Origin of the sequence: Halorubrum sp. SS7 (assembly GCF_005435055.1) — an archaeon.
In the GTDB taxonomy this organism is placed as follows: domain Archaea; phylum Halobacteriota; class Halobacteria; order Halobacteriales; family Haloferacaceae; genus Halorubrum; species Halorubrum salinarum.
On record NZ_SGXV01000020.1, the window covers coordinates 39,864 to 49,905 of the forward strand.

A 10,042-nucleotide genomic window follows, 5' to 3' on the forward strand; every position below is an offset into this window, starting at 1 on the left:
CCGCGCTCACCCGAGCAGCGCGGCGACCGTGTCCTCGACCGCCGCCGCCGCCGCCTCGACCTCGCGCACCCGGACGTACTCCCGCTCGGCGTGCGCGACCGCGCCCGACTCATCTGCCAGATCGCCGGGCCCGAACACGACCGTCGGCGCCGGCGCGAAGTAGGAGGCCTCCGTCGCCGCGCCGAACGGCCGGGCGTCGCCGCCGCGACCGCCGGGGAGGCCGACCGCGTCGCTCGCCTCCCGCGCCGCCTCGGCGACAGTTCGGACGAGGTCCTGGTCCGGGTCCGTCGCGAACGCCTCCAGGAACGGCGACTCGCGGTCGGTGAGCGCGACCGCGGCGTCGACCCCGCGGTCGCCGGCCGGGCCGCTCGCGAGCGACTCCCGCACCGCGTCCGCGAGCGCCGACCGGAACTCCTCGGCGGTCTCGGGCGGGACGCTCCGCCGGTCGACCGTTATCTCGCAGTCCGCCGGCACCTGGTTCGTCGCCGCGCCGCCCTCGACGACCGTGGGAGTGAGCTTCGGCGGCCCCAACTGCGGGTGGGCGGTCGCGTCCGCGTCGAACGTGCGGATCGCCGCGAGCGCGTCCTCGGCCGCCGCGACCGCGTTCGCGCCCGCGAACTCGGCGGCGTGCGCGGCAGTCCCGGACAGCTCGACGGTCGCCTGGAACCGCCCCTTCGCGGCGGTACAGGCGTCGAGCCCCGTCGGCTCGCCGACGAGGAACAGGTCGCCGTCGAGCCGGTCGTCGGTCCCCGGCAGCCGCCCGGTCAGCGCCGCGGCGCCGAGCGACAGCGCCTCCTCGTCGGGTGTGAGCGCGAGCGTGAGCCGCCCGCGGTCGGGGTCGGCGGCGAGGAAGCCCGCGAGCAGCGCCGCGAGCGGCCCCTTCGCGTCGCAGGCGCCGCGGCCCCGGATCACCTCGTCCGGGTCGTCCCCGGATCCCGTCGGAGCGCCGCGCTCGCCGTCGCGCGCGGGACCGCGCTCGAACCCGACGTGCGGCGTCACCGTGTCGAGGTGCGTGTTCAACACGAGGTGCGGCCCCGCCTCGGGCGCCGGCGAGCGCTTCTCCGCGAGGACGCAGCCGTCCGCGACGACCGCGGGGTCGGCGCCCCGTCGGTCGAGGAGGTCGACGACGGACTCGCGCATCTCGTCGGGCGACTCGTGGGAGGGGATCCGGACCGCGTCTTCGAGGAACGAGACCGGGTCGAAATCGGGCCCCGCGTCCGAGCCCGAGCCGGCATCGCCGTCGCCGCTCATCTGGGGTCGGCGGGGAGCGCCCCCGAGAACTCGTGGGCGACGGGCCCGGCGAGCGTGGCGTGGCCGCGGTCCGGCACCGTTATCTCCAGTTCGCCGCCCGGCGGCCGGCTCACGGCCGACTCGCCCTCGATCAGGCCCAGGCGGCGGGCGGCCGCGACGACCGCGACCGCGCCGGTGCCGCAGGAGCGCGTCTCGCCCTCGACGCCGCGCTCGAAGGTGCGCTGGTCGAGGACCGCGGGCGCGTCGCCGCCGCCGTCGTCGACGACGGCGGCGAGGTTGACGTTCGCGCCCTCGGGGAAGACGCCGGCGTGCCGGACCGGCGGCGCGACCGCGTCGAGGTCGACCGCGTCGATCCCGTCGTGGTCGTCGCGGCCGCCGTCGACGAACGCGACCGCGTGCGGCACGCCGGTGTTGACGGCGGTGACGGTCAGCCCCTCGACCGGCTCGTCGACCAGCGGCTCGTCCGCGAGCGCGCCCTCGCGGGCGACCGGGACGCGGCGGGGGTCGAACGTCGGCTCGCCCATCTCGATGGTGGCGGCGCTCCCGTCCGCGGTCACCGTGGCGCGGCGGGTGCCCGCCTGCGTGTCGATCATGAACTCGCGGTCGCCCGTGCGGTCGTGGGCCCAGCGCGCGACGACGCGGGCGCCGTTGCCGCACATCGTCGCGGTGGAGCCGTCCGGCTGGACCAGCGTCATCACGACGCGCGTCGGGTCGAACCGCTCCTCGATCGAGAGGAAGAGGACGCCGTCCGCGCCGCGTCGGCCCGACGGCGCGCCGCGGTCGTCGGCGTCGGCGAAGTCGCCGCCGTCGACGCCCGTCTCGCGGTCGCAGTACGCCCGGGCGAACGCCGCGCGGTCGCCGACGTTCTCGGCGGCCGCGTCGACGACCAGGAAGTCGTTGCCCGTGCCGTGGTACTTCTCGACCGGGACGGCGTGGGTGCTCATCGGCCGCCCTCCGTCCGGTCGGCGCGGCCGCGCGCCGCCTCTCGCTCGACCGTCGTCAGGTCGTCGAGCGCCTCCCGGCGTCGGACGACCGTCGCGGTCCCGTCGTCGAGCGCGACCTCCGCCGGCCGCGGTCGTGAGTTGTATTGGCTCGCCATCTCGTATCCGTACGCGCCCGCGATCCCGACCGCGAGGAGGTCCCCCCGGCGCGGGTCGGCGAGCGCGCGGTTCGTACCCAGCGTATCGCCGGTCTCACAGATAGGTCCGGCGACCGTGACAGGGGTTGCCTCCCGCTCGGCGACGGGGGGCGCGTCGCCCCCGTCGCGGTCCCGCCCGCCGCCCAGGTTGCGGATCGGGTGGTAGGCGTCGTACATCGCCGGCCGCAGGAGGTCCGTCATCCCCGCGTCGACGCCGACGACCGTCTCGTCGGGCGTCGGCTTCACGGTGTTTACCCGCGTCAGGAGGACGCCCGCGTCCGCGACGACGTAGCGCCCGGGCTCGACGGCGAGGTCGGTGCCGTCGGGCAGCGGCGCGACCGCCTCGCGCGTCGCCTCGGCGACCGCCGGCAGGTCGAGCGGCGGGGCGTCCTCCTCGTAGGGGACGCCGAACCCGCCGCCCACGTCGACGTAGTCGAGGTCGACGGGGGCCGCGTCGCCGTCCGGGTCGACCAGCTCGCGCGCCAGGTCGCCCATCCGCGCGACCAGTTCGCGGTGGCTGTCGAGCTGCTCCGGATCGATTCCCGAGCCGGCGTGCGCGTGGACTCCGACCACGTCGAAGCGCTCGGCCGCGTCACGCGCCGCGTCGGCGGCGCGGTCGTAGGGGATCCCGAACTTCGCGGCGCCGCCGGTGGTGACCTTCTCGTGGTGGCCCGCGCCCACGCCGGGGTTCACGCGGACGCAGACGCGGCCGTCGTAGCCGCGCTCCGCGAGCCGGTCGAGGGTGTCGACCGCGCCGACGGTGACGGTGAGGTCCGGCTCCGCCGCGGCGACGCCGGCGACGTAGTCGAGGTCGCGGGCCGGCGGGTTGACCGCGGTGTAGTGGAGCCGCGAGCCGTCGAAGCCGGCCGCGAGCGCGCGGTCGACCTCGCCCGCCGAGGCGCACTCGGCGTCGAGGCCCGCGTCGCGGACCGCCTCCAGGACAGCGCGGCCGGTGTGCGCCTTGACGGCGTACCGCACGTCGGCGTCGGGGAACGCCGCGAGCAGCCGCTCGCAGTTCTCGCGGACGCGGTCGATGTCCTGGACGTACAGCGGCGTCTCGTGCTCGGCTGCGAGGTCGCGGAGGCGGTCGGCGTCCCAGTCGCTCACGCGGCGGACCGGGGAGTTCTCGTCGGGGGCGGTCGGTGCCGCGCTCGCGTCCGCGTCGCTCATTCCCGGAGCGCGTCCTCCCGCCGCGTCGCCTCCAGCGTCTCCTCCTCGACGTGCGTCGCGACGACCGCGGGCTTGTACGCGCCGCCCTCGAAGAGGTCGTGGTCGCCGACGGACGACTCCACCATCCGGGTGAACGCGCGGCGCTCGGCCGGGAGGTGGCCGTAGACGACCTCCTCCTCGACGAGGTCGTAGACGGGGATCCGGGGCGTGAGGAGCGTGTTCTCGCCCACGACCGAGTTCTCGCCGACCCGGAATCCCGAGGTGACCCGACAGCCCGCGCCAAGCGAGACGCCGTCCTCGATTACCACCGGCGCGTCCTCGACCGGTTCGAGGACGCCGCCGATCAGCGTGTTGGCGCCGAGCTTGACGTTCTCGCCCAGCTGCGCGCAGGAGCCGACCGTGTCGCAGGAGTCGACGAGCGTGCCGTCGCCGACGTACGCGCCCATGTTGACGAACGAGGGGCTCATCATGATGCAGTCGCTGCCGAGGTACGCCCCCCGGCGGATCGCCGTCCCGTCCGGCGTGTTCCGCGTGCCGCGCTCGGCGAGGTCGTCCGTGTCGCGCAGCGGGAGCACGTCGTGGTAGGTGACGCCGCCGTACTCGCGGGGCTCCGTCTCGCGCAGGCCGAAGTTCAGCAGGATCCCCCGCTTGACCCACTCGTTGGCCTCCCACGAGGTCACGTCGTCGCCCGTTTTCTCGGCGGCGCGGACCTCGCCAGCCTCCAGGGCGGCGAGGAACTCGTCGATCACGGCCGCGTCCGCGTCGGTCGCGTCCGCGGCGGTCAGCCCGTCCTGATATCGGTTCCACAGGTCGGCAACGTCGGATTCGAGGCTCATTGGGTGGTGTAAGGATGAGTGTCGGTATTTGTGTGTCGGTACAGGGATACTCGACGGTTATTCATCGGCGTCACCCGCGTCCAGCACGTCGCCGAACCCGTACCAGCCGGGGTCGCGGCCGGCGACCCAGTCGGCGGCGTCGAGCGCGCCCTCGGCGAACACCCCGCGGTCGCCGGCGCGGTGCGTGAGTTCCAGCGTCTCGCGGTTCCCGGCGAGCAGGACCTCGTGTTCGCCGGTCACGTCGCCCGCGCGTCGGGCGTGGACGCCGACCTCGCCCGGGCCCCGCGGCGCGTCGCCCTCGCGGCCGTGGACGCGCTCGTCGAGGTCCTCGCGGACCGACTCCACGTCGTCGAGTATCGACTTCGCGGTCCCCGAGGGGGCGTCGCGCTTCGCGTTGTGGTGCGTCTCGGTCAGCTCCACGTCGTAGCCGGGCAGCGCCGCGGCGGCCTCGCGGACCGCGCGGCGGAGCGCGGCCACGCCCCGGGCGAAGTTCGACGCCTTGAGCACGGGAACTGCCTCGCTCGCGACCCGGAGGTCGCCGATCTGTGCGTCGGCGAATCCCGTCGTTCCGGTGACGAACGGGACGCCGGCGTCGGCGCAGGTCTCGGCGTACGCGACCGCGGAGTCGGGGCCGGTGAAGTCGATTAGGACATCCGGCTCTTCGCTCGCGAGCAGGTCGTCGAGGTCGTCCGCGTCGGCGACCGGGACGCCCGCGACCGGGTCGGTCTCGGTGCGGTTGACCGCGACCGCGACGGCGACGCCCTCGCGGTCGACGGCCGCCTCGATCACCTCGCGGCCCATGCGGCCGCCCGCGCCGGTGACGGCGAGCGAGAGCGCGTCCGCGCTCATTCCGCGCCCTCCGTCGCCGCGGGGTCGACGGCGGTCGGGTCGATCGCTCCCGGCGCGTGCTCGTCGTACGCGGCCAGCAGGTCGCGGAGCGACTCGCGACGGTCCTCGGAGAGCCGCGAGAGCGGCGAGCGGACCCGGGGGCCGCCCCGGCCGCGGATGTGCATCGCCTCCTTCACCGGGATCGGGTTCGTCTCGGCGAACAGCTCGCGGACGAGCGGCGACAGCTCGTGGTGGAGCGTCCGCGCGCGGTCGTAGTCGCCCGAGAGCGCGGCGCCGACCATCGCGCAGGTCCGCTCGGGCTCGACGTTGGCGACCACGCTGATCGTCCCGGTCCCCCCGATCGAGAGGACGGGGAGCGTGAGGCCGTCGTCGCCCGACAGCACGGCGAACGCCTCGTCCCGGGTGCGCTCGATCACCTCGCTGATGAGGTTGAGGTCGCCCGAGGCGGCCTTGTACCCGCGGATGTTCGGGTGTTCGGCGAGCTCGACGGTCACGTCGACCGGGATCGACTGGCCCGTCCGGCTCGGCACGTTGTAGACGATCTGCGGGAGGTCGACCTCGTCCGCGATGGTGCGGTAGTGGTCGAGGAACCCCTGCGGCTCGGGCTTGTTGTAGTACGGCGAGATCAGGAGGAGGCCGTCGGCGCCCGCGTCGGCCGCGCGCCGCGACAGCGAGAGCGCCTCCGCGGTGTTGTTCGAGCCGGTGCCGGCGATGACGGGGATGTCGTCGAGGGCGTCGCGGACCGTCTCGATCACCGCGACGTGCTCGTCGTGGCTCATCGTCGCCGACTCGCCGGTCGAGCCGACGGGGACGACGCCGTCGACGCCCGCGCGTTCGAGGAACCGGGCGTTCGCGGCGAGCTGGTCGTGGTCGACCGCGTCGTCGTCGGTGAAGGGGGTGGTCATCGCGGGGTACACGCCCTCGAAGGGCGCGTCGGTCGTTTCTCCGTCCGTCGCGTCGTGCGTCGCGTAGGGCGTCGTGGTGGTCGTGTCTGTCATGGGTGCTGCGGTGAGTCCGGGTCGGTCAACGGGTCGGTGCGCGCGAGCCGGGGGTCGTCCGGGACGGGGTCGCCACTCCCGCCGGCGGACGGCTCACGCGCGTTTTTTCGAGAAGAGCCGCGCCGCTGGCGTCGACTGCGGGCCGCGTGCGGACGCGGGTCGGGTCACACCGACATATGGAACGGTCGCGCGCTTATACGTTGTGTCTCGGGTCGAAACTGCCGCGGTGGCGGGTCACGGGGGCGCTCCGCGGTCGTCGCCGCGGACGGCGGGCCGCGTCGCGAGCGCGACCGCCGCGACCGCGGTCGCGAGGTTCAGCCAGAGCGTCGGCCTGTCGAACCCCGCCAGCGCCTCGACCGCCAGCCACCCCAGCAGGGCGAGGCCGACGGCGGCCGCGGCCGCGGGCGCCCGCTCCCGACCGGCGTACAGCCCGTAGCAGACGGCCCCTGACCCGACCCCGAAGACGGCGAAGAGGACGATCCCCGGAACGAGGTAGTCCGCGAACGGCGTGCGGCCGAGCGCGGCGGGCGACAGGCCGACGATTCGACCGGAGGGCGCGGCGATCAGGGCCGCGCCCCCGACGAGCGCGCGGACGGAGAGCTGCGCGAGGACGGCGATCAACGCCAGCGTCTCGGGGTGCCGACCGCGGAGGCGCACGCAGTCAGGCCCCGAGCAGGTCCGCCAGCTCGTGGAGCGTCTCGACGGTCGCGTCCGGGTCGCCGCCGAACGGCTCCCACGGCGTCCCCTTCCGGTCGACCCACGCGGCCTGCATCCCGGCGTGGCGCGCGCCCAGCACGTCGAACCAGCCGGCGGTCGCGTGGACCACCTCGTCGATCGGCGTCCCCGTCCGGGCCGCGCCGTGGCGGTAGAGCTCGGCCGCCGGCTTGAACGTCTCCACCTCGTCGGCGCTGACCGTGTCCGCGACGAGGTCGGCGATGTCGGCGTGGTCGACGAGCGACGCGAGCATCTCGGGGTCGCCGTTCGAGAGGACGTAGCAGTCGTACCCCGCGTCGCGGAGCCGTCCGATGGCGTCGCGCACGTCGTCGAACACCTCCAGCTCGTGGTACACCGCGAGGATCTCGTCGCGCTCGGCCTCGGACAGGTCGACGCCGTGCGCCGCCAGCGCGTACGTCAGCGCGTCGCGGTTCATCTCGTAGAACGGCTGGTAGGCGTCGACCGCGTTCGCGACGAACGTGTACGCCAGCGACCGCGACCGCCACAGCCGCGACACCGGCTCGGGGTCGGCGACGCGGTCCGCGAGCGCCGCCTCGGCGGCCTCCACGTCCACGAGCGTGCTGTACGAGTCGAACGTCACCGTCGAGACGCGGTCCGGGTCGAGCGCCATGGGCGGTGGCACAGCCGGCGGCCGGATAAGCGGTCGGGACGCCGGCAGGATCCGTCGCGGCTCGCCCGGACCTCGGCGGTCCGGACGGGGATCGAGGGCTCGCACATTTATCCCGGCCGGGCGACTCTGGGAGACGCATGAGCGACCCGTCCGACGACGCCCCCGACCCGACCGACGGCGACGACGTCCCCGACCCGACCCCGGCGGACGAACCGACCGCGGGCGACGGGGTCAGCGCCGACACCGACGCCGCCCGCCACGAGTACGACCCGGACGCCGAGCACGCGTTCCCCGACGAGCGCCTCAACGAGGTCCTCGCGCGGCTCGAATCGGACGAGGAGGTCGTCGCCTACTTGGAGGCGCAGAACGTCAACCCGGTCGCCCGGAAGGGGTACAACGACCACGGCGCCAAGCACGTCGAGATCGTCCGCGACCGCGCGCTCCGGCTGTACGACCTGCTCAAGTCCGGCGGCGTCGAGTTCAACGGCGCCCGCCAGCAGGGCCTCGACGAGGCGGACGAGCCCGTGATCGTCGCGCTGGCGGCGACGCTCCACGACATCGGCCACGTCGTCCACCGCCACGACCACCCCTACTACTCGATCCCGCTGGCCGCAGACCTGCTCGACGACCTCCTCCCGACGTTCTACGGCGTTGCCGACCGGGTGCGCGTGAAGGCGGAGGTGCTCCACGCGATCCTGTGTCACCACACGGAGGAGCAGCCGCTCACGCTGGAGGCGGGAGTGGTCCGGATCGCCGACGGCCTCGACATGGAACGCGGTCGCTCGCGCGTCCCCTACGAGGAGGGCGGGCGCGGGATCAACACCGTCTCCTCGCAGGCGATCGAGCGCGTCTCGCTCCGCGAGGGCGACGAGACCCCCGTTCAGGTCGTTATCCGGATGAACAACGCCGCCGGCGTCTACCAGGTCGACTCCCTCCTGAAGGCGAAGATAGAGGGCTCGCTCCTCGAAGACCGGATCCGGACCGTCGCGATCAACACCCACAGCGACGGCCGGGACGGGAACGGCTCGATCGTCGACCGCATCGAGCTCTGAGCCGGCCGGTCCGTCCGAGTCCGACGACGCGGCTCAGGGGCCGCGGAGCGTGTCGCCGGCCCCGTTCCGGTGGGACGCCTCGTCCGCGACGCTCGTCGCCGCGACGGTCGCGGTCTGCGCGAGGCGGTCGGGCGTGAGCCCGCCGCGGAGCTGGCTCCCCTCGGCGGCGCCGCCCCCCAGCACGGGCGCCGCCTCGAACCCGTTCGAGCGCGCGCCGGTCGCCGCGATCCCCGGCTGATTGACGACGAGGCGCCCGGGCGCGAGCCGCTCCGCGGCGCGCCGGGCGCGGCGCTGCTGGGTGGTGTGGACCGCCGCGGCGTGCGGGGACCCGATCTCCGCGGCGAGCGCGAGCGCGCCGTCGAAGCCGCTCCGACCGTGGACCGCCACCGCGGGGATCCCGGGCAGCGCCGCGAGCCGGTCGTCGACGCCGTCGGGCTCGGCGACGAGGAACGCCGCCTCGCGGGCCGCGCTCGGGAGGTCGAGCTCGGCCGCCAGCCACCGCGGCGAGTTCCCGCGGGGGTCCGTCGCCCCGCCCTCGGCGTCGCCGAGGAGCGACCGCAGCCGGTCGCGCTCGGACGCGTCGAGGACGTAGCCCCCCTCGGCTTCGAGCGCGGAACACAGCGATCCGACCGCCGGCGACACCGTGACGACCGCGGCGTCGCCCGCGGGGTGGGCGCCGAAGTCGTACGTCGCGCCGACCGCGACCCGCGTCGCCACGGCCTCGGCCGGGACCGACCCGTCCGCGACGGCGACGACGCCGTCGGCGCCGGCGGCGAGGTTCGGCGTCCCGCAGCGCTGCCCCGCCGCGACCGTCGCCGCGGAGCCGGCCGCGACGACGAAGTCGGCGCGCTCGAACAGCGCGTCCGTCTCGGGCTTCGCGGCGGGCGCCGGCAGCATCGACACCGCGCCGGTCGGCGCTCCCGCGTCGGCGAGCGCGCGGCGGACGGTCTCGACGACCACGTCGCACGTCTCGACGGTCGAGGGCGAGGGCGCGAAGACGACCGCGTTCCGGGCGGCGAGCGCGTACAGCGAGAGGACCGCGGGGATCACGACCGGGTGGGTCGCGGGGACCGACGCGCCGACGACGCCGACCGGCCCGGCGACGGTCACGGTCCCCCGCGCGCCGTCGCGGTCGACCACGCCGGCGGTCGGCGCGTCTCGCAGCGTCCGCCGGGCGGCGTCGAGCGCGGTCGCTATCTTCTCGGCCTTCGTCCCCGGGTGGCCGCGCCCGGTCTCGTTGGCCGCCGACCGCGCGAGCCGGCTGACCGTCTCCCTGTCGGCCAGCCGCTCGCCGACCGACCGCACGAGCGCGTCGACGTCGCCGGGGTCCCACGCCGCCAGCTCGTCCGCGGCCGCCCGCGACGCCGCGACGGTCCGCGACGCGCGGCACGGGAGGTCTGTCC

10 protein-coding genes are annotated in these 10,042 nt (G+C 75.2%); 1 reads left to right on the top strand and 9 read right to left on the bottom strand.

The features are described 5' to 3' along the window. Positions 1-6 precede the first annotated feature (6 nt). The 8 genes from EXE44_RS14725 to EXE44_RS14760 form a co-directional block, all read right to left on the bottom strand. A complete protein-coding gene (locus EXE44_RS14725) occupies positions 7-1,251 on the bottom strand; it encodes a M20/M25/M40 family metallo-hydrolase (protein ID WP_137717769.1) in 1,245 nt (414 codons plus the stop codon). Next, positions 1,248-2,195, bottom strand: coding sequence for a diaminopimelate epimerase (gene dapF / locus EXE44_RS14730; protein WP_137717770.1), 948 nt, complete (start codon positions 2,193-2,195; stop codon positions 1,248-1,250). The genes EXE44_RS14725 and dapF overlap by 4 nt, the downstream gene beginning before the upstream one ends. Beyond that, positions 2,192-3,559: a diaminopimelate decarboxylase gene (lysA, locus tag EXE44_RS14735; protein ID WP_137717771.1), complete on the bottom strand. Its 1,368-nt coding sequence runs from the start codon at positions 3,557-3,559 to the stop codon at positions 2,192-2,194. The genes dapF and lysA overlap by 4 nt, the downstream gene beginning before the upstream one ends. Further along, complete coding sequence (locus EXE44_RS14740; RefSeq protein ID WP_137717772.1) at positions 3,556-4,395, bottom strand: 2,3,4,5-tetrahydropyridine-2,6-dicarboxylate N-succinyltransferase; 840 nt, start codon at positions 4,393-4,395, stop codon at positions 3,556-3,558. The genes lysA and EXE44_RS14740 overlap by 4 nt, the downstream gene beginning before the upstream one ends. A gap of 57 nt (positions 4,396-4,452) precedes the next feature. Further along, positions 4,453-5,244, bottom strand: coding sequence for a 4-hydroxy-tetrahydrodipicolinate reductase (gene dapB / locus EXE44_RS14745; protein ID WP_137717773.1), 792 nt, complete (start codon positions 5,242-5,244; stop codon positions 4,453-4,455). Further along, a complete protein-coding gene (gene dapA, locus EXE44_RS14750; protein ID WP_137717774.1) occupies positions 5,241-6,242 on the bottom strand; it encodes a 4-hydroxy-tetrahydrodipicolinate synthase in 1,002 nt (333 codons plus the stop codon). Before dapA ends, dapB begins: the two co-directional genes overlap by 4 nt. Before the next feature lie 234 nt (positions 6,243-6,476). After that, entirely contained in the window at positions 6,477-6,899 is a 423-nt protein-coding gene (locus tag EXE44_RS14755; RefSeq protein ID WP_137717775.1) for a hypothetical protein, read from the bottom strand. Positions 6,900-6,903: 4 nt separating this feature from the next. Beyond that, positions 6,904-7,587, bottom strand: coding sequence for a haloacid dehalogenase type II (locus EXE44_RS14760; protein ID WP_137717776.1), 684 nt, complete (start codon positions 7,585-7,587; stop codon positions 6,904-6,906). 137 nt (positions 7,588-7,724) lie between these two features. On the opposite strand from EXE44_RS14760, the gene EXE44_RS14765 reads away from it, so the two are divergent. Continuing rightward, a complete protein-coding gene (locus EXE44_RS14765) occupies positions 7,725-8,639 on the top strand; it encodes an HD domain-containing protein (protein WP_137717777.1) in 915 nt (304 codons plus the stop codon). 33 nt (positions 8,640-8,672) lie between these two features. Here EXE44_RS14765 and EXE44_RS14770 read toward each other — a convergent pair. Beyond that, on the bottom strand, positions 8,673-10,042 hold a 1,370-nt coding region (locus EXE44_RS14770; RefSeq protein ID WP_241991838.1), incomplete at its 5' end, for an aldehyde dehydrogenase family protein.

Coding starts and splice junctions, on each gene's coding strand:
- EXE44_RS14725 (WP_137717769.1), bottom strand. CDS start 1,251: ATGAGCGGCGACGGCGATGCCGGCTCGGGCTCGGACGCGGGGCCCGAT.
- dapF (WP_137717770.1), bottom strand. CDS start 2,195: ATGAGCACCCACGCCGTCCCGGTCGAGAAGTACCACGGCACGGGCAAC.
- lysA (WP_137717771.1), bottom strand. CDS start 3,559: ATGAGCGACGCGGACGCGAGCGCGGCACCGACCGCCCCCGACGAGAAC.
- EXE44_RS14740 (WP_137717772.1), bottom strand. CDS start 4,395: ATGAGCCTCGAATCCGACGTTGCCGACCTGTGGAACCGATATCAGGAC.
- dapB (WP_137717773.1), bottom strand. CDS start 5,244: ATGAGCGCGGACGCGCTCTCGCTCGCCGTCACCGGCGCGGGCGGCCGC.
- dapA (WP_137717774.1), bottom strand. CDS start 6,242: ATGACAGACACGACCACCACGACGCCCTACGCGACGCACGACGCGACG.
- EXE44_RS14760 (WP_137717776.1), bottom strand. CDS start 7,587: ATGGCGCTCGACCCGGACCGCGTCTCGACGGTGACGTTCGACTCGTAC.
- EXE44_RS14765 (WP_137717777.1), top strand. CDS start 7,725: ATGAGCGACCCGTCCGACGACGCCCCCGACCCGACCGACGGCGACGAC.